The sequence below is a fragment of the Cyclobacterium xiamenense genome (genome assembly GCF_009467825.1).
Taxonomy (GTDB): domain Bacteria; phylum Bacteroidota; class Bacteroidia; order Cytophagales; family Cyclobacteriaceae; genus Cyclobacterium; species Cyclobacterium xiamenense.
In genome coordinates, this window is record NZ_WIOK01000001.1 from 21,350 (window position 1) to 42,274 (window position 20,925).

Consider the following 20,925-nt stretch of genomic DNA (forward strand, 5'->3'; position numbering starts at 1 on the left):
GCCGAACCGGCTAAAGCAGTACCGGAGTGGGTGGCTATTTGTTTGAGGACCGTCTTCGAGGGACGCATAGGAGGGGATGCAGTGAGCAGCGGTAATATTATGACGGCAGGCCCCATCAACTAGTGCAGCAACCGTGAAAATTCCATTTTGACAGCCAGTTGCAGTAGGTTTTACGGAGACGAGTAATGGACAATATGCGAATTTTTCTGGAGTAGAATTCGGAAAGCAAGCCGATCAGAAGGAAAAACTGCTCCACCACTTTTAAAACGTCATCCTGACAAGGTGGGGAATGCAAAGAACCTGTTGGGGAAAATTTTTTCCGCAAGTAGCCTGCTTTCTTAACTAAAGTGAACGAGTTATGGCATCTCCCTAATCTACTTTTGAATGATCATCATAAAAAAAAGACATGCAAAAAAGAATACGGTGGATTGGTTTTGTCATTTTGATGGCAAATAGCTTTTACGTCAATGCACAATACGCCCTACAGGATAGTACTTCTAAAAGATTTTTTGTTGGTAGCACCTTCTTCGTCCTTGGAAATTTCGCCGAGACAAACAGGCCTGATTTTGTACAGGTTAATTCCGGCTACCGGATCACAGAAAAGGATGTGGTATCCTTAGAGCTCAAAACCTGGAAATATGCCTGGTCACTGGGTATTCCATACGGAGCTTCTTATGAAGCACCGGAAGAAAAGTTTCCGGGATACATTAGAGAATATGGTTTTGCGCTGGTTTATCAGAGATTTTGGTGGAAAGGTCTGTATTCGGGAATTCATGTAATGAATGCCTGGCAGCGTTTTGTAGATGAGAATAATCAGAAAATCGACAAGGGTTTTCAAATTTTTAACACCTACCGTCTTGGCTACCATATTAAGCTGTTCAAAAACAGGTTTTTCATTGAACCATCCATTGCAATCACCCATCGTCTCTTTCACACAGAAATGCCTGAAGGATTCAGGCAGCAAGATGACAAATGGTCGAAATTTTTCTATGGAGAGCCCGGGCTGCATTTTGGATTTAATTTTTAGGCAATGAAAGGGGTTATTTGCACCAAATATGGAAGTTCCGAAGTGCTTCGGTTAAAAGAAGCACAAAAGCCCAATTGGAATTTATTAAAACTCATTTTGAAAAGGGAGAGATGAAAGCAACAATCGATGCAACATCTTCGCTTGAAGGAATGCAGCACGCTCATGGCTAGGTAGACACGGAAAGAAAAAAGGGGGATGTAGTGATAAGGGTAACCAACTAATAAAACTATAATAAATAATTAAATGATGAATAAAAGGAAAACTATGCAAAATCTAACAAAATCGGCCTTTTTGGTATTTTCATTCGTACTTATTTCATGCGAAAAAGACGACTGCTCACCAAAAAATCCGTGTGAAGTACAAAACCCAATACAGGAATTACCCTGGCTAAAAGAAGCCATTGATGAGGTGCGTACTGATGAATACGCCTACTATTCCACGGCTTTGTATCAAGGTGAAAGGATTTTCTTTTTTGGCAACTGTGACCCCTTGGCAAATTACGCATCAATTATCCGGAACTGTGCTGGAGATGAATTGGGAAATACGAATGAGGTTTATGATAGGCTTTCAGAAATTGAGGTGATATGGAAGCCGGAGAACTCTAAATGTAAGTTATAATGCATGGGATTATTTGGAACGATCTATAAGAAATTCAGCATCGTTATACGAGTTGTCTAAATTTGAAAAAATAGGATTATCCATAAGATGAAATATAAACCAGGAGACACGTCACATGAGAAACGCGGAAACGTAAAAAAGGCTCCAATAGGAAGAAAATTTTATTTCTTTTACAGACGCTCATTTCTTTGTAGTCGGCAAATGAATAGGCACCAAACATGTTAAGTTGGCGTGCACCACTAATGGAAACATAAGCGTCTTTAAAAAAGGCGTTTATACGAAAGGGTACCACAATGCGCTCAATGCCCCTTTTGCATCCACTTTTCCACCGCCTCCCGGTATGCTTCTCCGATCGAAAATTCCTGGTCTCCTAAAAAAAGGCTGTTTTTACGGACGGCGGTAATCTCAGCCAGGGCGACCGCATAGGATTTGTGGATGCGGATAAATTTATTTGCTGGCAAAACCGACTCCAGTTCCTTAAAGCTCATGCGCACCAGCAGGGGCTGCTCCCGGTCCTTTAAGTAAAATTTTATGTAGTCTCCATAGCCTTTCATCCAGACAATGTCCTCAAACCGGATTTTCAATTGGCTGTAATCTACCTGTGCAAAGAAATGGTCGGGGGCCTTTCCGGGACTATCTGCCGGTTTTGCACGCTTCAATTCGTAGCGTTCTTTGGCCCGGTTGCAGGCCTTGATAAACCGCTCCAGCGGTACCGGTTTCACCAGGTAATCTACCACGTCCAGGTCAAAACTGTCCACGGCATATTGGCTATAAGCGGTAATGAAAATGACCATGGGTTTCGTTTGCAGGCTGGAAATAAACTGAAACCCCGTCAGTCCGGGCATTTGAATATCGGTAAATACCAGATCTACAGGCTGCGCGCGCAACGCTTCCATGGCCTCAAAGGCATTGCTACAGGTGGCCAGCAGCCGTAAATAGGGGACCTTGCTGATGTTGTCCTTCAGGAGTTCAAGAGCGAGGGGCTCGTCATCGATGGCGATACAGGTGATCATGTTCGGAGGGTTAGGTCTAAATGTACGGTAAACCAGCCATCGGAGCGGCGAATATGGAGTTGGTGCGCATCTCCATAGAGCAGTTCGAGCCTTCGTTTTACATTGGCCAGTTCGATTCCCGACCCACTATCGTTACTTGCGTTACCCGAGGCGAATTTGTTTTTTACGCAATAATGCAGCCGGCTGCCCTCCGTTGTCAGCGAGATATGGATGGCGGGTTCGGCAATCAGTCCGGTACCGTGCTTGAAGGCGTTCTCCACAAAGGGAATCAGCAGCATGGGTTCGATATGGTGCCAGTCTTCGGTAGGGTTCAGGTCGATATCCAGCTGCAGTCGGTCTCCGATGCGTTGCTGCTGCAGGTCGATATAGCCCTTCAGGTATTCCAATTCCCGCTTTAGCAGTACTTTTTCCTCATCCGTTTCGTAAAACATGTATTTTACCAAAGCTGCAAGTTTTAGCAAGGTGGGTTCCAGCGCATCGCTTTTCATCCGGGCGAGGGCTACCGTGTTGTTCAACACGTTTAGAAAGAAATGCGGATTGATTTGTGACCGGAGAAAGGCCAGTTCGGTCTTCAGGTTTTCTTGTTGTTGTTCGCTAGCCAGCCGATCGGATCGGATCTTGTCGGATACGGACCTAAAGGCGATTGCCGCCATCAGAATACATACAAAGGGAACCGCATTGTAAAGCGCGGAGCGGTAAACGGAAAAAGACAAATCGGCCAGAAGGATTCCAAAAAGCAGGCGGTGAACGAGCAGGATGCCAGCAAAGAGCAGTAGTTGGAGGAGCAGGTAACCGGCAAATTTCCGTTGGTACAGGAAGCGGGGAATCAGCAGCCGGGTGTTTGCATAAAAAAGGATGACCCAGAAGATGTTGGTCAGGCTGTTTAGGTACAGAAAGTTTTCGGCCTGCGCGGATCGTGGTCCCCTTCCTCCGTAGCCCTGCTCCACGAGAAAGGGCAGCAGGAAAAAAATGGACCAGGTCAGTACGTGCAGCATGGGAGCCTGGTATTTTTGAAACGAAGTGAAAAGGTTAGCCATGTGGGTTTTAAATTAGATGCACCAATATACAAAATCGTAGCCGAACCCCGTTTTGCAAAAGCTATCGGGCGTAGGCAAAAAAAAAGAAACCGGTTGGTATCCGGTTTCCAATGCTGGGTAAGAAATACCCCATTCAGTGGGAAGGGAGCCATTAGCCCACTTCGATGTATTGGGAATAAGTGGTTTTCCCGTCCACTACCCGAATCGTATAGCTGTCTTTCACTGCCTTTTCAAAGTTGAATACTTTGTCAATGCTGCCGTCTACGTTTTCTGTGGTCCGGAAGACTTCGGCATTTTGGCTATTGGTTATCTTAATGTCCACCTTTTTGAGGTCCTTTGACGACAGGGCAAGGAACACGGTGGCTCCATCTACCCGAAATACCGAGGGAGAGGATTTTTCCTCTTTCTGGACGATTTCTATCCGGTCCTCAACCAATTTCAAGGTGTAGACCAGGCTCGCCTCCGGGTTGTCCACCCGGAAGAAATACGTGCCATTGGCTAATTGCTCCAGGTTAAACTTTTTTGAATAGGTCCCGTCGTAGGCATCGGCGAAAAACAAGGTGTTCGCAGATTGATCGGTGATGGAAATGGTTGTTCCCCGTAACTGGGAGTTTAATTGAATAAAGAGATTTTTTCCCTCATCCGAAATCAGCAGGTTTGGATTGGGTGCGGGGGTCATGCTCGTAAGCGATACGAGAAACAAAACGGCTATTGCGGCACTTTTCATTAGATTTTTCATGGTTTTTGATGTTTAGGTCTGCCGTTTGACAGGCAGGTAACAAATAATTTATGCTACAAACCTACCGGGAAAAATCCCTCCTTTTCGGAGAAGGGGACCAACTGGAAACGGTCTGCGATGAAACCGGAAATTTCTGCGACGAAAAATGGTTTTCGGGAAAGAAAAACAAGCAATTGGCAGAAAGCGTAGCCGTTCCCTGGTATAGGAATACCCTGCAAACGGCTATCCAGCGTTCGGTATGAACCCACTTTTATACCTGCGAGCGCCTGCCGTGTCCCGTTCCCTCGGAAATCGGTATTTCTCAGAAAGTGCAATTACAGAAGCAAACTTTTAAATTTCCATTTCCGCGGTGCCAGGGAAATCAGGCCGGGTGTGGATCGTGTATAAACTCCCCTAAAAGTATATTCGGACCCGTGCAGATAAGCGGTTCGCAAATCAGGGTACAGCGCAATCGGAATCTGGAAAAAATGGATCCTTTTTCCGGGGTAAACCTGAAGTCGTCGTTCATATTTGGATTCATTGGCACCTTAAAGCCGTGTCTGTTCCCAACCAGGTACTATCCCTCAAAACCAGTAAGACTTCTACCGGGAAATCTCACGACCAACAGCCAAGAAAATTCCGACAGGAACGAGTTGAGCCGGTTTTCCGATTACCGCGGCAGGTGGTAAAAATGCCCGTCTTCGCCGCCTGCCAGTATCTCCCAAACACCGTCGTCGTTCCAATCCACAAAGGTTGGGCTGGTGGTGTGTCCGGCCAGCATTTGCTCCGTAAACGGGGCATTGTATCGGAAGACCACCTTCTCCGGATTTTGGCTGATATTTTCAAATAGCGAAACGTTCAGGCTATTGACTAGCAGGTCCATATCGCCATCGTTGTCCCAGTCTACAAAGCTGATTTTGCGCCGACCGCTTCTGCCGGCTATCCCTGTATTCAGCCGAAGCGGGCCGGGTGCAGCCTCTTCCACTTCGTTTTTGCTGGTCAATGCGCTGGCATTTTCTCCATAAAAAATGCGTTTCCCGGGCCGCAAAACGGTTTCTTTACCCTTTCGGCTGCCCTGATACCAGGCCAGGTAGCCTTCATGATCCAGCATGACCAGGTCCATGACTCCGTCTTTGTTCCAGTCGATGGCATAGGGTGTGGTTCGCCATTGGCTGACCAGTTCCCCAGCTGCCGGCTTCCACCAGTTCCAGCTCGGGTACGGCGGCGCCTGATCTCCCCAATCTACCCGCACCGGTTGGGGGGCTTGCAGTTCGGTACCGGTATTGCGGATCCATTCCACCTTTCCCCAGATGGAATTGAAAAGGATATCCTGATGGCCGTCTCCGTCCCAGTCGGCGACCGAGAGGGTGGTGTAGCCCCATTTGGCTTCTGCCGGACCCTGAATGGAACCCCTGTCCCCAGCCTGAATGCGGATCGGTTGGCCGTCGACTTCCAAGAGCTTCGGTTCGGCCCAACTGGGTTTGGGGCCGCCGCTCAGGTTTTCAATAAAGGCAATGTACCCGGCCGAATTGCCGGCGATGAGGTCTTCGTCTCCATCGGAATCCCAGTCCACGCTTACCGGCGTTACCAAAGCGCCAAATTTTAAATGGTCGGCTCGCTGCCGGAAATACCTGGGAGCCGTAAATTGCGGCATGCCGTCTTGCATTTCGCCGGTATTCCGCACCCAGGCTACCCGTCCGTCTTCATCGCCGACGATCAGGTCTACATACCCGTCCTGATCCCAGTCAATGGCCACGGGAATGATCATCTCCAGATCCATTTTGATCAGGCCTTCCCCATTCTCCAAAAACCTGCCTTCCTTGTATACGGGTTGTTCCCGGCTGCCGACATTTTCAAAATAGGTCATCCGGTCCAGAAATTCACCGCAAATCAAATCCAGGTCTCCGTCTACATCGTAATCCGCCAGGTTGGGGGAAGGAGCGCCGTATACATCGATTTCTTTTCCTCCGGCCTGCAGTCGGCCGCGGTTGTGGTATTCCCCGTCCTTGTTTTCCAGCAGGTACACGTAGCCATGCAGGGGGCCATTGACCCAATTGCCGGTACTATCGTAGGCGTTGTCCCAACCATAATCCGACCAGTCGTCCATGCCCACCAGGATATCAAGGTCACCATCGCCTTCGTAATCGACCATTTTCCATTGGTTGAACCGCGGGCTTTTCCCCAAATCTTTGGTAAGTTCCTCGATGGGGAACAAGGCCTGCGGTTCGGAATCCAGGGCCCTGCGGAAATCCTTCAGTTCGGCTCCGGGGATGGTCACCTTGGGTTCTCCCGGGCCGTAGTGGGAAATCTGAACTTTGGGGATGGCATCTCCCAGGCGTACCGGAGGTTCGAAGATGGGAAAAGCTTCTCCGCTGCTGTTTTCGAAAAAGTAAAGGCCATTAAACGGCTTGTCCGGACAGGACACCAACAAGTCCATGTCCCCGTCTCCGTCGTAATCCATGGGCAGCGGCCAGGCCCACAGGCCCACTCCCAGGTAGGAACTGGCCTCGGGTCGGTTGTAATTGACCCGGGTAAATTCGGAAACGGTATCGGCGGTTTCGGTAGCTTGTTTCTGGCAACCTGTTCCCAGCAGGAGGCAGGAGACAAGAAGTGACAAAGCGGTTTGCGGGTAGCTTGGCATGGGTGCTGTTTTTTGATACGGTTGGATTTTATTGGCAACTAGTAATTTACCCCGGCAGGGGCTAAATGGGCCATTAGCCCCTACCCATGTAGGGCATGCCGTTGGCCATTAGGGTGATCCAGGGAATATTGGTATCCAGCGGCAGTCCTGCCATATACACGATGGCCCGTCCTACTTCTTCCAGGTCCATGGTGGGTTCCACCTTTTGCGACCCGTCTGCTTGCAGGATGCCTTCTTCGATTTTTTTGGTCATGGCACTCTTGGCATTCCCAATATCGATTTGGCCGCAGACGATGCCATGGGCCCTTCCATCCAGGTTGCTGGAGCGGGTAAGGCCCGTGACCGCATGCTTGCTTGCTGTATAGGCGACCGACAGGGGGCGGGGAACCTGCGCGGATATGGAGCCGTTGTTGATGATGCGCCCTCCTTTCGGTCGCTGTTTTTTCATCAGTCGAAACGCTTCCTGGGTGCAAAGAAAGGCCCCGGTCAGGTTGGTATCGATCACGTTTTTCCAATCGGCAAAAGCCAATTCTTCCAGGGGCACGGAGGGGGCATTTACGCCGGCATTGTTAAACAAAAGATCCAGGCGACCAAAGCCTGTCTCGATTTTTACAAAAAGTTGCCGGATTGCGGCGGGATCCGTGATATCCGCTGGAGCGACAAGGTGTTTGGTCCCCTTGCAATGCGCCGCTGTTTCTTCCAGGTTTTGTTGGTTTCTTCCGGTGAGGATCAGCGTCCAATCTTCTTTGGCCAGTGCTTTAGCGACTGCCCGGCCGATTCCCGAACCGGCACCGGTGATCAATGCGGTTTTGATAGGCTGATTCATGCAATGGGGGATTGGATATTTTCCTCCCGGATGTAATTCCGGATAATTTCTTCTACGTCCTGGTCGGCCGTAAAGCCCAGAGCATCGGCTTTCCGGGTATCAAAGTGCGGCGGCCAGGTCAATACGATGCTTTGAAGGAAAGCATCCGGTTGATGGCTGATGCGTTTGGCCACTACGGGGCCGGCCACCCGTTCCAGGCAGTCGATCATGTGCTGCACCGAAACGGTCAGTCCGGGCAAATTGACGGTCCGGTCATCTCCGATCAACTCGGGGGACAGGCTGGCGGCATGCAGAAAGTTTTTTACAACTTGTTTGGGGGATAGAATCCAGAATTCCGAAGTAGGGTCCACCGGGTAACTGGCGGGTTGTCCATTGAGCGGTTCCCGAATGATGCTGCTCAAAAACGAGGAAGTGGCGGCATTCGGCTTGCCGGGTCGTACGGTGATGGTGGGAAGCCGGAGGCAGCGAGCGTCCACAAATCCCCTACGGCTGTAGTCGTTCATAAGAAGATCTACGATGGCTTTTTGGGTGCCGTAGGAACTTCGGGGTTTGGGAGCGGTTTCCTCGGTGATCACCTGCCGTACATCTCCTCCGAAGATACCGCAGGAGCTCGCAAAGACAATGCGGGGCCGGTGTCCCAGCTCCCGGCATTTTTCCAGCAGGTGCAGCGATCCTTTCAGGTTGACCTCCATGCCCAGGTCGAAATTTTTTTCTGCTTCCCCACTCACGACGGCAGCGAGGTGAAAGATCAGGTCGGGTTTTTTGTCGAGCAGTGCGTCTATCTGGGAGGGGTCGCCAAAATCCCCTTGCACGCAATCAAGTTCGGGGTCATTCGCGAGGGTTTCGGGAAAATGGCGGTCAAACAAAGTCAGGCTACTTCGTGCAGCAGGGTTTTGTTGGCGGTATTCACTAGCCAGGCGGCTTCCGATAAAGCCCCCTCCACCGATAATCAGTACATGCATGGGTTGATGCGTTTTTTGGTTAAATTAAAGGAACAATCCAGGACAACAGCCATACCTGCAGCATTCCTGCCAGGGAAATGATTGCCAACAAAAAGGTCCAGGTTTTCAGGGCTTCTTTCTCTGTCAGTCCGCTCATACGGGCTACCACCCAAAAGGCGCTGTCGTTCATCCAAGATACGAAAAGGGAGCCAAATCCCATAGCCATGAGCAGATAAACCGGATGGTAGGGCAATTCAGACCCGTCTCCGATCAAGGCCGAGATAATGGCAGCACTGGAAATCATGGCCACCGTTCCGGATCCCTGGGCGGTTTTCAAAACTGCCGCGATCAGCCAGGCCAGGGGAATGTAATGGAGTTGCAGGTTTTCCGAGCTCAGGCGAATGGCTTCGCCGATCCCGGTATGCCCGATCATGGCTCCGTAGGCCCCACCTGCGCTTGTTATCAGAATAATCAGGCCCCCTATTTCCAGCGGTTTCCCGATTTTCTCCCAGAGTACGGTTGATTGAAGGTCTCGGGTGATGGCCCACAGGTACAAGGCCACAGCCGTTCCCGCTGCCATGGCCAGGTTTTTATTCCCCAAAAAGCCCAGCCATTCCGGCACCGATCCGGTGAGGGCTTCCACCAGCGATGCAGCGCCAATCAGCAAGATGGGAAGTAGGATGGGTAGCAGGGAGAGGCCCAGGGATAGCTCCTTGCCACCGGCCACGATGGGTGCCGGAGCGATCCGCAAGGGAATGCGAAGGGCACGGTTCAGTTTTTTTCCGACGAATAGAACCACGAAGGCGGGGAGAATGCCCAGCAGCAGCCCGGTACTGATCACCAGGCCCAGGTCCAGGCCTAGCGTTTCTGCCATGATCAGTGGTCCGGGTGTAGGGGGTACGATGCTGTGGGTAATGGCCGCTCCTCCGCCGATAGCAGTCACGTACAACACGTAATCCTTACCCGTTTTTGCCGCCAGGGTGATTCCCAGCGGAATTAGCAGAAAAAAAACCGTGTCCAGAAAGACCGGGATGGACAGAATGAATCCGGCCAGCATCAGCGCAAGCCCTGCTTGTTTATCTCCCAGGCGTTTTAGGAGCTGACTGACAATCTGCGAAGCAGCTCCGCTTTCCATCATGGCCGTGCCGATGACCGCAGCCAGCGCAATGACCCAGGCAATTTTTCCCGCCATGCTACCCAATTCGGTCATGGGTAGCTCGATGGCAGCGATCAATCCCCGATCACGGACCAGGTCCGGACTGATCAATCCCACAAAAACGGCCGCGATGACCAAGGCAATAAAGGGATGAAAACGCCATCGGGAAATGAGTTGTGCTACCAGTAAAATGCTGAGCAATAGCACCAGAAAAGACCAGTATGGGGAAGAAATTAAGCTATCCATTCTTTAAATAAGGGAAAAAAAATGGAAAAATCCGGCGTTTTTTACAAAAGTCGAAATTTTTCTCTCGATTTAGAAAATCCGAGCATACTTGCTTGCTTTCGTTGGAACCTTTACTTTCCTTTACAGAAACATACAAATGACAGGCGGTTTTTTTTAACCCGTAAACGAAAGGAGCGTTTGGAAGCGGAAGAGATTGCCCTCCCTGCGTTGCAGGAGATGGTAGGGTACCAGCCCAGTAGCGTTATCGGAAACGAGTCCCGGAGCGATGCGATCGGGGAGATTTGCAGGAGCTTGCCTATCCCAATCATGGGCAAAGCGCTGGACTGCGCTGCACGGGTGGATACTGACGTCGATTCCATTGATGGAACGGCTTCTTTTTACAGCAACCGCTTGGTACCCTCAAATTTCTAAACCGGTGAACACAAAACACATTCCCTATTTGTACCTGCTTCTGCTGCTGCAGTTTGTCCTGATTGGCTACTTGTGGTTTGGGGGAGCAGATAGCGGCTCTGCTCTGAATTCACTAGAGAACCCAGCCCGAATTCAGGAAGCATCGCCTACGCGTGTCCCGCGGGTACGTATTTTTGAATTGCCCGAATCGCCCGGGTTCGCAGGCGAAAAAGTTCCGATGGATGATCCCGAAGTCTACGAGCGCTACGAGCGGGAACTGTACGTCAATGCGTATTGGGAATCCAATACCCTGCTGATGATGAAGCGCGCCGGGAAATTTTTCGCCTTCATCGAGCAGACACTGAAAGAAAACGGCATCCCGGACGACTTTAAATACGTGGCACTGATCGAGTCGGGCTTGATGAACGTGACCTCGCCGGCCGGGGCAAAGGGTTTCTGGCAATTTATGAAAGGCACAGCCGGTGATTTCGGATTGGAAGTCAGCCGGGATGTGGACGAGCGGTACCATTTTGAAAAATCTACGCTCGCTGCCTGCAAATACCTGCGGGCTGCCTACGGTAAATTTGGCAACTGGACCAGTGTAGCGGCTAGCTACAACATGGGCATCGCCGGGATAACGCGCAGGAAAAACCAACAACTGAGTCCGGATTATTACGACTTGTACCTAAACGAGGAGACCAGCCGCTATCTTTTCCGGGCATTGGCCCTAAAAGAAATCTTCGAAAATCCCGGCAAGTACGGCTTTGAGCTTCAGCAGGACGACCTGTACAATCTTCCCCCGCTGCGGGAAATCGAAGTGACCGAAACCATATCCAACCTGGCCGACTGGGCGAAAGAACAAAAAAGCAGCTACAAAGAAGTAAAGACCTACAATCCCTGGCTGGTCAACCGGCAACTGCAGGTACGAAGGGGCAAACGCTATGTAATAAAACTTCCGGTTTAATTATTGGATGCATTTTTATCAGTATCTTGAGAGGCAAATGATTATCTATGAAGAAGACGCTTGTACTAATCCTTATTCTGGTAGGTAGTATTGCTGCCTTACTTACCGTCTTGCCTTTTCTGGTCAATCAATACCTGAATCGAAATGCCGAGCGCATTGTGTCCAACATGATTACCCGGACCAATGATTTTGCCGGACACGAGGTGTCCTTTGGCGACATCCACCTGGATTACGATTACAGAGGCACGTACCTGAAAATGGATTCGGTAGACATCAGGCCCGGTGAGGACCTGGATCCCGATAAAAAAATCAGGTTTCACCTGACGTTTGACGAGGCAAGTCTTACGGGCTTTCGTTGGGTGGACTTTTTATTTTTTAACAGCATACAGCTGGACTCGGCCTATATCGAAAACGTCGTTTTGGAGACCGTAACGCCGGATTTGGAAGAAATGCAAGCAGGTCAGCAGCCCACCACCTCCGATAAAGGCGAGGATTACCAGGCGATTGGCTTAAATCACCTTCGGGTAAATAAAGTCTCCTTCGAAAACCGAGACAACGAAACGGATTCCGTACGCCTCTCCCTGACGGATTTGTTCGTTTTTGCCGATGGCTTTCGCCTCGACAAGGAGGACAGGGAAAGGCCCGACGCGCTTTTCTCGGTCGAAAGTATCGAGGGATACCTGGCCAATGCACAGGTACACCTAAACAATTCCCTAAATGTGGTCGAAGCGCGAGACCTGTCCTTCAATACCCGGGATCAGCGACTTATTGTCGAGGAGATCTCCTTTCGGAATAAATTGAGGAAATACGCCTATGTCAACCGGTTTGAAAAGGAAACCAACTGGATGGAGCTTACCGATGCCCGCATGCAATTGGATGGAATGGATTTCCAGGCATACTTCCGGGAAGGAACGATTTCTGCGGATACCCTGCGTCTGGAGGGACTGGACCTGGATGTATTTCGGGACAAGCGAAAAGTGGAAGACACCAGCAAACGACCCAAAATGATCCACGAGATCCTGGAAGGGCTACCCAGAAAGCTGCATTTGCCTGCCATTGCTTTTTCGGACATTCGGATTACCTATGAAGAGAGGCCGGAAACCAAGGCCCCCACTGCCGGAAAAATATTTTTTGATCAGGTGGAGGGGGAAATCAGCGGGTTTAGTACCGTTGGAGAAACCTCCGCCCAAACCGACACCCTCCGGGTGAGCGCCAGGGGCAGGCTTATGGGCCAGGGGCAAATCGACCTGCAGGCGGACCACCTGATCAACGACCGCAAAGGCACCTTTTTTCTGAAGGGCAGCGTGGGAGCAATGAACCTACCGATGCTAAATGACATGATCATGCCTGCCACACGGGTTGCCTTAAAAAGTGGAAGACTAAACGACCTCTTTTTTGATATCCGCGCAAACGACCTGGAGGGAACAGGGCAGGTCATCGCCAGGTACGAGGATTTGGAAATTGAGATTCTCGATAAAAATTTTAAACGAAACCAAAATGCGTTTCGGAGAATTGGCGCTTTTTTGGCAAACAAGGTGGTCATTCGCACCCAAAATCCCAAGAAATCGGGAGATCTGAGCAAAGGAGCCGTGTACTTCGAGCGGGAAAAGCACAAATTTGTCTTTCACTACTGGTGGAATTTGGTACTCAGCGGGCTCAAATCCACCATTACCGGGCAGACCGAAGAGGAAATGCGGGAAAAATAAGTTGCCGGAATGTGCGAAACCTTCCAGTTGTTTTTTAGGTTATTTAGGTTGGGTTAAGGCCTTTCCCATCCGATTCCTTAATTTTGTCCATTCAACCAATTATCGCGCAAGCCGTTCGTATGTCAGCAGAAAAAACACCGTCGCAGGATTACATTGAGATTTTTGGCGCCCGGGAACACAACCTAAAAAATCTGGACCTGACCATTCCCCGAAACAAATTGGTGGTAATTACGGGGCTGAGCGGGAGCGGGAAAAGCTCTCTGGCCTTTGATACCATCTATGCGGAAGGGCAGCGGCGGTACATGGAAAGTTTTTCTGCGTACGCCCGCTCCTTTTTGGGAGGAATGGAACGTCCCGATGTAGACAAAATCAACGGCCTGTCTCCCGTCATATCCATTGAACAAAAAACTACCTCCAAAAACCCCCGGTCCACGGTAGGTACGGTTACCGAGATTTACGATTTCATGCGCTTGTTGTACGCAAGATCGGCAGAGGCCTTCTCCTACCTATCGGGTGATAAAATGGTGCGACAGACGGAGGACCAAATCATCGAACAGATCTTTCAGTCGTTTTCCGGAAAGCGATTGTCTATCATGGCACCGGTGGTCAAAGGAAGAAAAGGACATTACCGGGAATTGTTTGAGCAGGTACGAAAAATGGGCTATTCCCGTGTTCGAATCGACGGGGAAGTATGTGAGTTGCAGCCAAAAATGCAGGTAGACCGGTACAAGATCCACGATATAGAAATCGTGGTCGACCGGGTAGTGGCCACAGAAAGCGACCGCTACCGCATTACCCAATCCCTCAAGACAGCCCTGCAACACGGAAAAGGCATCGTAATGCTGCTGGACGAGTCGGGCAAGATCCACCATTTCTCCAAGTTCCTGATGGATCCGCAAACCGGTCTCAGCTACGACGAGCCAGCTCCCAATTCCTTTTCTTTCAACAGTCCCTATGGGGCCTGCCCCACCTGCAACGGTCTGGGTGTGATCGAAGAAATCACCCGGGAAAACGTGATTCCCGACCCCTCGCTGAGTACCAGCCGCGGTGGGATTGCCCCGCTAGGGGAATACCGGGATATTTGGATATTCAAAAAAATCGAAGCCATTCTCAAACGCTACAAAGGTAGCCTCGCCACGCCCATTGCCAAACTGGACGATAAGGTGGTAGATATTTTGCTCTACGGTGACAAACAGGAAGTAGCCGTAGACTCTGTAAAATACCCGGGTACCAAATGGACGACAACCTTTGAAGGCATCCTTAACTTTCTTCAGAAGCAACAGGAAGGAGGTACCGACAAGATGCAAAAATGGATCAGCGATTTTACCAGCTCCCGTACCTGCCCCGATTGCGAAGGCTATCGGCTAAAGAAAGAGGCGCTGCATTTTAAAATTGCTGGCAAGCACATCGGCGAGTTGGCCCAGATGGATATTCGAACGCTTGGCGATTGGTTTGCCAGCATCGAGGAGCGGATGACCAAGCGGCAGCAGGTGATTGGGGCGGAAGTTTTAAAAGAAATCCGAAAGCGCATCGGGTTTTTATTAGATATCGGCCTGGATTACCTGTCGCTTAACCGTCCCCTTCGCACCCTCTCGGGAGGAGAAGCCCAGCGTATCCGCCTCGCCACGCAGATCGGTACACAGCTGGTAGGGGTGTTGTACATTTTGGACGAACCCAGCATCGGCCTGCACCAGCGGGACAATGTGAAACTGACCCGGGCCCTGAAGGATTTGAGGGATTTGGGAAATTCGGTAATCGTCGTCGAACACGACCGTGACATGATGATGGAAGCGGACTACGTGCTGGATATCGGCCCTGGCGCCGGCAGGCATGGCGGGCATGTCGTGGCCAGTGGCAGTCCGGGGCAGCTGCTCCAGTCAGATAGCCTGACGTCCCGGTACCTGAATGGGGAGCTGCGCATTGCGGTGCCCGAGAAACGGCGAAGCGGATCCGGAAAGAAATTAAAGCTAAAGGGAGCCAGCGGGAACAACCTGAAGCAGGTAAATCTGGAAATCCCGCTGGGTACCATGGTATGCGTCACGGGTGTTTCCGGATCGGGAAAAAGTTCGTTGATTCACGAAACCCTGTACCCCTTGCTCAATCGGCAGTTTTACAATTCCCGGAAGGAGCCGCTTCCTCACAAGGAAATCAAAGGGTTGGAGCATTTGGATAAGGTGATCGAAGTGGACCAGTCGCCGATCGGTCGCACCCCCCGGTCCAACCCGGCTACGTATACCGGTGTTTTTACCGATATCCGGGCATTGTTTACCGAGTTGCCAGAAGCCAAAATCCGGGGATACAAACCGGGCCGTTTTTCGTTCAATGTAAAAGGCGGACGTTGCGAAGACTGCGAAGGGGGAGGTATGAAACTGATTGAAATGGATTTTCTTCCGGATGTGCATATTCCCTGTGAAACCTGTAAGGGCAAACGGTACAACCGGGAAACGCTGGAGGTGCGCTTTAAGGGGAAATCCATTGCCGACGTATTGGACATGACCGTGGAACAAGCCGTGGCCTTTTTTGAAAACCAGCCAAAGATTCTTCGCAAGATCAAGACGCTGCACGAAGTAGGCCTGGACTACATTACCCTGGGGCAACATGCCACTACCTTGTCTGGAGGAGAAGCACAGCGGGTGAAACTGGCTACCGAGCTATCAAAAAAAGATACCGGAAAAACCTTTTATATTCTGGATGAACCGACCACGGGCCTGCATTTTCAGGACATCGAGCATTTGCTGGAAGTGCTTCAAAAGTTGGTGGATAAAGGAAACACGGTACTGATCATCGAACACAACATGGACGTGATCAAGGTGGCGGACCACATCGTGGATTTGGGTCCGGAGGGGGGGCAGAAAGGAGGAGAAATACTTTTTAGCGGCACACCCGAAAAAATGTGCACCTTCAGCGGTGGATATACCGCTCAATTTTTAAAGGAAGAATTGTCCCGAAAAGTGGATTTACAGGTCTAATGGGCATTTATTAAAATTAATGTTACCTTAAAATTAAATTTCGGAATATAATTTTAAAATTTGATAATTTCTTTTTTTCAGGGGCTACGATTTATTAAGTCAATTTTGCAGCAGTAAATAATCTGACTTACTACATCTAATACCTAAATTATAAAACGTATCTTCAAAGGGATGATCTCACTCGTACTCGCAGCCGGCCTGTTGGTCGCTTGTGGAGAAGAGGAGACCCCCAACAATTTTGTCAGCATTTCTGGCATTCCTGCCACGGCAGTGATTCAAGCCGGTGAAACCGTAGGTCCCGTGACTGCTTCTATTAGTGCACCGGATGGTCTCGCTTCCCTCATCATACGTAGGGACGGCAGTACGATTGAGACCGTGAACTTCAACGGTGAAACGTCCGCCAGTCATGAGTTTTCCTATACGTCTACGGAGGCGGATGCAAATGGTAATATCGTATTTGAATTCGTGGCAACGGATAGCAACGGGGACAGCCAAACCGTCACTCATGTACTGACTGTAGGCGAGGTGCCTAGCGTGATCCGGGTGGCCGACAACATCACCGCCGACCAGACTTGGGAAACAGGAAAAACCTATATCCTGGGTGGACGAATCACCGTCACCAGTGGAACCGAGCTAACCATTCAGCCAGGAGTTGTGGTGAAAGGAGAAGCCGGATCAGGGGCCAATGCAACCGCCCTTGTAATCGCCCGCGGGGCTACCATCAATGCCGTCGGGTCAGCTACACAGCCCATTATTTTCACTTCTGTTGCCGATGAAATCGAGCCGGGAATGATCGCCAGTCCGAATCTCGATGCTGACCTGGATGGTCTATGGGGAGGTTTGTTGATTTTAGGGAATGCCCCCAGTTCCCTTGCCGGGGAAGTATCCGAAGTACAAATCGAAGGAATTCCACCTTCTGATACCAACGGACTCTACGGAGGTAGCGATCCGGACGATAATTCCGGTAAGCTCAAGTGGGTTTCCATTCGACATGGAGGTTCAAATATTGGTGAAGGCAACGAAATCAACGGTCTGACACTTGGTGGTGTAGGATCCCTTACAGAAATTGAAAACATCGAAGTAATTGGTAACCAAGACGATGGAATCGAGTGGTTTGGTGGAACCGTAAATGTTAAAAACGCGATCGTTTGGAATTCCGGCGACGATGCACTGGATACAGACCAGTCTTGGGCGGGTACCATGGATAATTTTATCTTGATCTGCGGTCCCAATACCGACCATGCCTTGGAAATCGATGGTCCGGAAGGATCCTTCAATGCAGCCCATACCTTGACAAACGGAACCGTGATTGGAAACGATGTTTCTGAATTGGGTGATTTCCGGGATGGTGCCCGAGGTACGTTTGAAAACATTTACTTCTTCGGTTTTGCCGATCCTGCAGAAACCGGTGGAAGGGGTGATTTATCGCTAAGCGGAGAGGTGGATGAAGATGGAAACCCAATTGGGAATAAATCATTGGATAATTTCACCAATGGAATCTTAAATTTCTCAAATCTTGAGATTACCCCCGCCGATGGAACGATGCTTTCTACCATTTTCAGAAATGGGACGCACGTTCACGCCTCGGAAGTTGCACTTCATGAAAACACGGTAGGTGCAGACAGGACCGCATTTGAAGGATGGTCTTGGGCAGCTGTTTCCGGCGCATTGGACGATTTAAAGTGATAATTAAATTACCAGTAAATGACTTTTTGAAAGGGATGGTTCAACCATCCCTTTCCTTACTTTTTTAGCTAAACTCGCTGTATTCAAAACAATTTAATTCAATGAAAATGATACTAAAAAGCTGGTTTTTTCTAGGACTGGCATTCATGTCTACCCTGGCCCTGGCGCAAAACGGCACGGTGCGGGGAACCATTTACGACGAAGGAACCGGTGAACCCCTGTTCGGTGTGGCGGTATCCGTCGTGGGAACACAGATTGGCGCCGTCACGGATTTCGACGGCGACTTTGAACTGCAATTAGCCCCAGGGACTTATACCCTGCAGGCTTCGTTCATATCGTACAATACCCTTAGTCTGGAGGGAATTGCCGTAACGGCGGGAGCTGTGACCGTACTGGATAACCTAAGATTGACCGAGTATACCTCCGATCTGGAGACCGTTACCATTTCTGCGGAAGCCATTCGGACCACCGAGGCGGCTTTGATGACCGTGAAACGGAATGCGGCACAACTGATGGACGGTATCTCCTCCGCTGCCTTTCGGCAGATTGGTGACGGGGACGCCGCCTCTGCTATCAAGCGTGTGACCGGTGTTTCCATCGAAGGAGGAAAGTACGTGTATATCCGCGGACTGGGAGACCGCTATACCAAGACGGTACTGAATGGGGTGGATATTCCCGGGCTGGACCCGGACCGAAACACCATTCAGATGGACATCTTTCCAACCAATATCATTGATAACATCATCGTATCCAAGTCCTTTACCAGTAACCTTCCGGCAGATTTTACCGGGGGCGTCGTGGATATCGAGACCAAGGATTTTCCCGAGGAAAAGACCATGCGGCTGTCCTTAAGTGGGGGGTACAATCCCTCCATGCATTTCAATGGAGATTTTCTACGTGCTGGTACCAGTGGTACCGATATTCTGGGCTTTGATAACGGATTCCGGGACATCCCGACCAAAGGGGTTGCCGATATCCCGCAATTTGCCGATGTGGTCGGAAACCCTTCCGGAGAAAGAGGACAACTCTACCAGCGCATTCTTCGTGATTTCAACCCCGAATTTGGAGGAAGAAGGGATCCAAATGCGATGAACGTGGGCCTCGGCTTTTCGTTAGGAAATCAGCTGGCACTTGGTGGCAATACGCTAGGCTATAACCTGGCGCTTACGTATAAAAACAGCTCAGAATACTTTCAAGATGCCGAGTACAACCTGTTTGCCAAGCCCAGGGATAACGATGAAACCGAATTGGAGCCCCTGGAACGCTCGAAAGGTAGCTTTGGGGTCAATAACGTATTGCTAGGCGGTCTCTTCGGACTGGCCTATAAGACGGACCTTTCCAAGTACAAATTGAACTTGATTCGCTTGCAAAACGGCGAATCGAAGGTCGGTATTTTTGACTTTGAAAACACCAACCTGGGTGCGGTATTTGAAGCGGATCAGTACAACATCGAATACAGCCAGCGCTCGCTTACCAACCTGATGCTCTCCGGAGCACACTTTCTAAAAAATGGTGATTGGGAGGTTAATTGGAAGGTTTCACCCACCCTATCCACCATTGATGATCCGGACGTACGCGTGCTGCGTTTTCGACGGCCCAATCAGACCATCTCTTCGGAGGTAGGCCTGCCCCAACGGATCTGGCGTTCACTGGAAGAACAAAACCTGGTCGGAAAACTCGATTTGACCAATAATCACCAGCTATTCGGGAAAACTGCAAAACTCAAGTTTGGGTCCTCTTATGTCTACAAGCAACGCGATTTTCTAATTGAGGATTTTCAGTTTTCTACTGGCAATACCACCTTCACAGGGGATCCAAACGAGGTCCTTCGGGAGGAAAACCTTTTCTCCGAGACAAATCGAAACGGCGTTCGGTACAATCCGCTGTTTATTCCCAACAACCCGAACAGTTTCGAAGCAAATTTGCGCAACCTCGGTGTATACGTACACAGCGAGTTTACGCTAGTCGATCAGCTGAGGGCCATTGTTGGACTTCGTGCCGAAAAATACGATCAGTTTTATACCGGATCCAATCAAACCCGAACCATTGTTTTTGATAACGAGCGGGTACTCGATGACATGGACTTTTTCCCAACCATTAACCTGATCAATGGAATTAAGGAAAACCAAAATATCCGCTTATCCTTCTCCCGTACCATCGCCCGACCTTCGTTTAAGGAAATGTCCTTCGCGGAGATACTGGATCCTATTACCGGACGGACCTTTATCGGAGGCCTGTTTGAAGAAACCACCAATGGAGGTACCGAAGTCCTTTGGAACGGGCAACTGGAGGCCACCCGAATCAATAATTTTGATTTGAGATGGGAAAAATTCCTTCCGGCAGGGCAGCTGTTCTCCGTCAGTGCCTTTTACAAGACTTTTGACAAGCCCATAGAGATGGTGCAGTTTTTGTCCGATCCGGGCGCCTTTCAGCCCAGAAACGTAGGAAACGGTACGGTGGCCGGTTTGGAGTTGGAACTGAGAAAGTCCCTGTCTTTCGTCGCTCCAAAGTTGGAAAACCTGTTTTTCACCTTTAATGGCACGCTGACGGAATCCACTATTCAGATGTCTCCATCTGAATTACGATCCCGACAGCTGACCGCACGGGAGGGACAGGAAATCGGTGCCAAACGGGACATGGCCGGGCAGGCACCCTATATCATCAATTCGGGCATCGCCTACAACGATTTTGTCTCCGGTATGGAAGCCGGGATCTTTTATAACGTACAGGGATCTACGCTGAACTATATCGGTTTCGGTAACCGAACCGATACCTATACTGTGCCCTTTCATGCCGTAAACCTGAGCATCAACAAGACGCTGGGTCAGGAGGAACGCATGAAGGCGGGGTTGGTCGTGCAAAACCTACTGAACCAATCCCGTCAAGAGGTATTTAGATCCTATCAGGCCGAAGATCAGATTTTTACCAGCCTGAATCCGGGGACCTTGATCAATTTTAGTTTTTCCTATTCGCTCTAATAGGGAATA

At 50.0% G+C, this 20,925-nt stretch carries 16 protein-coding genes; 9 read left to right on the top strand and 7 right to left on the bottom strand.

Annotated elements, in window-relative coordinates:
• The first annotated feature begins 406 nt into the window (after positions 1-406).
• Together GCU44_RS00115 and GCU44_RS00120 are read left to right on the top strand one after the other, a co-directional pair.
• Positions 407-1,027 carry a hypothetical protein gene (locus tag GCU44_RS00115; RefSeq protein WP_154852175.1) on the top strand — a complete coding sequence of 207 codons (621 nt, stop codon included), beginning with the start codon at positions 407-409 and terminating at the stop codon, positions 1,025-1,027.
• Between the two features lie 264 nt (positions 1,028-1,291).
• Positions 1,292-1,645, top strand: coding sequence for a hypothetical protein (locus GCU44_RS00120; protein ID WP_154852178.1), 354 nt, complete (start codon positions 1,292-1,294; stop codon positions 1,643-1,645).
• 299 nt (positions 1,646-1,944) lie between these two features.
• Here GCU44_RS00120 and GCU44_RS00125 read toward each other — a convergent pair whose 3' ends face one another.
• The 3 genes from GCU44_RS00125 to GCU44_RS00135 all read right to left on the bottom strand — a co-directional run bounded on the left by GCU44_RS00125 (position 1,945) and on the right by GCU44_RS00135 (position 4,434).
• Positions 1,945-2,658 (bottom strand): LytR/AlgR family response regulator transcription factor, encoded by a 714-nt coding sequence (locus tag GCU44_RS00125; protein ID WP_092172078.1) that lies wholly within the window; start codon positions 2,656-2,658, stop codon positions 1,945-1,947.
• Entirely contained in the window at positions 2,655-3,695 is a 1,041-nt protein-coding gene (locus GCU44_RS00130) for a sensor histidine kinase (protein ID WP_154852180.1), read from the bottom strand. Before GCU44_RS00130 ends, GCU44_RS00125 begins: the two co-directional genes overlap by 4 nt.
• A gap of 151 nt (positions 3,696-3,846) precedes the next feature.
• Positions 3,847-4,434, bottom strand: coding sequence for a hypothetical protein (locus tag GCU44_RS00135; protein ID WP_143057592.1), 588 nt, complete (start codon positions 4,432-4,434; stop codon positions 3,847-3,849).
• A gap of 50 nt (positions 4,435-4,484) precedes the next feature.
• Here GCU44_RS00135 and GCU44_RS00140 point away from each other — a divergent pair, with 50 nt between their 5' ends.
• Positions 4,485-4,676 carry a hypothetical protein gene (locus GCU44_RS00140; RefSeq protein ID WP_154852184.1) on the top strand — a complete coding sequence of 64 codons (192 nt, stop codon included), beginning with the start codon at positions 4,485-4,487 and terminating at the stop codon, positions 4,674-4,676.
• Positions 4,677-5,083: 407 nt separating this feature from the next.
• On the opposite strand, the gene GCU44_RS00145 is transcribed toward GCU44_RS00140, so the two are convergent.
• The 4 genes from GCU44_RS00145 to GCU44_RS00160 form a co-directional block, all read right to left on the bottom strand.
• A complete protein-coding gene (locus tag GCU44_RS00145) occupies positions 5,084-7,054 on the bottom strand; it encodes an FG-GAP repeat domain-containing protein (RefSeq protein WP_154852188.1) in 1,971 nt (656 codons plus the stop codon).
• Positions 7,055-7,127: 73 nt separating this feature from the next.
• Positions 7,128-7,880, bottom strand: coding sequence for an SDR family oxidoreductase (locus GCU44_RS00150; RefSeq protein ID WP_154852191.1), 753 nt, complete (start codon positions 7,878-7,880; stop codon positions 7,128-7,130).
• Complete coding sequence (gene denD / locus GCU44_RS00155; protein WP_154852195.1) at positions 7,877-8,842, bottom strand: D-erythronate dehydrogenase; 966 nt, start codon at positions 8,840-8,842, stop codon at positions 7,877-7,879. Before denD ends, GCU44_RS00150 begins: the two co-directional genes overlap by 4 nt.
• Before the next feature lie 19 nt (positions 8,843-8,861).
• Positions 8,862-10,223 (bottom strand): GntP family permease, encoded by a 1,362-nt coding sequence (locus GCU44_RS00160; protein ID WP_154852198.1) that lies wholly within the window; start codon positions 10,221-10,223, stop codon positions 8,862-8,864.
• A gap of 177 nt (positions 10,224-10,400) precedes the next feature.
• Here GCU44_RS00160 and GCU44_RS00165 point away from each other — a divergent pair, with 177 nt between their 5' ends.
• From GCU44_RS00165 to GCU44_RS00190, 6 genes are all read left to right on the top strand, one after another.
• Positions 10,401-10,634 carry a hypothetical protein gene (locus GCU44_RS00165; protein WP_154852201.1) on the top strand — a complete coding sequence of 78 codons (234 nt, stop codon included), beginning with the start codon at positions 10,401-10,403 and terminating at the stop codon, positions 10,632-10,634.
• A 4-nt stretch (positions 10,635-10,638) separates the two neighbouring features.
• Positions 10,639-11,577 carry a lytic transglycosylase domain-containing protein gene (locus GCU44_RS00170; protein ID WP_241684789.1) on the top strand — a complete coding sequence of 313 codons (939 nt, stop codon included), beginning with the start codon at positions 10,639-10,641 and terminating at the stop codon, positions 11,575-11,577.
• Between the two features lie 47 nt (positions 11,578-11,624).
• A complete protein-coding gene (locus GCU44_RS00175; RefSeq protein ID WP_154852207.1) occupies positions 11,625-13,283 on the top strand; it encodes an AsmA family protein in 1,659 nt (552 codons plus the stop codon).
• 119 nt (positions 13,284-13,402) lie between these two features.
• Positions 13,403-16,252: an excinuclease ABC subunit UvrA gene (gene uvrA / locus GCU44_RS00180; protein WP_154852209.1), complete on the top strand. Its 2,850-nt coding sequence runs from the start codon at positions 13,403-13,405 to the stop codon at positions 16,250-16,252.
• A 171-nt stretch (positions 16,253-16,423) separates the two neighbouring features.
• On the top strand, positions 16,424-17,938 hold the full coding sequence (locus GCU44_RS00185) for a hypothetical protein (protein ID WP_154852212.1): 1,515 nt from the start codon (positions 16,424-16,426) through the stop codon (positions 17,936-17,938).
• A gap of 101 nt (positions 17,939-18,039) precedes the next feature.
• Positions 18,040-20,916, top strand: a complete 2,877-nt coding sequence (locus GCU44_RS00190; protein WP_154852215.1) for a TonB-dependent receptor — start codon at positions 18,040-18,042, stop codon at positions 20,914-20,916.
• The last annotated feature ends 9 nt before the right edge of the window (positions 20,917-20,925 follow it).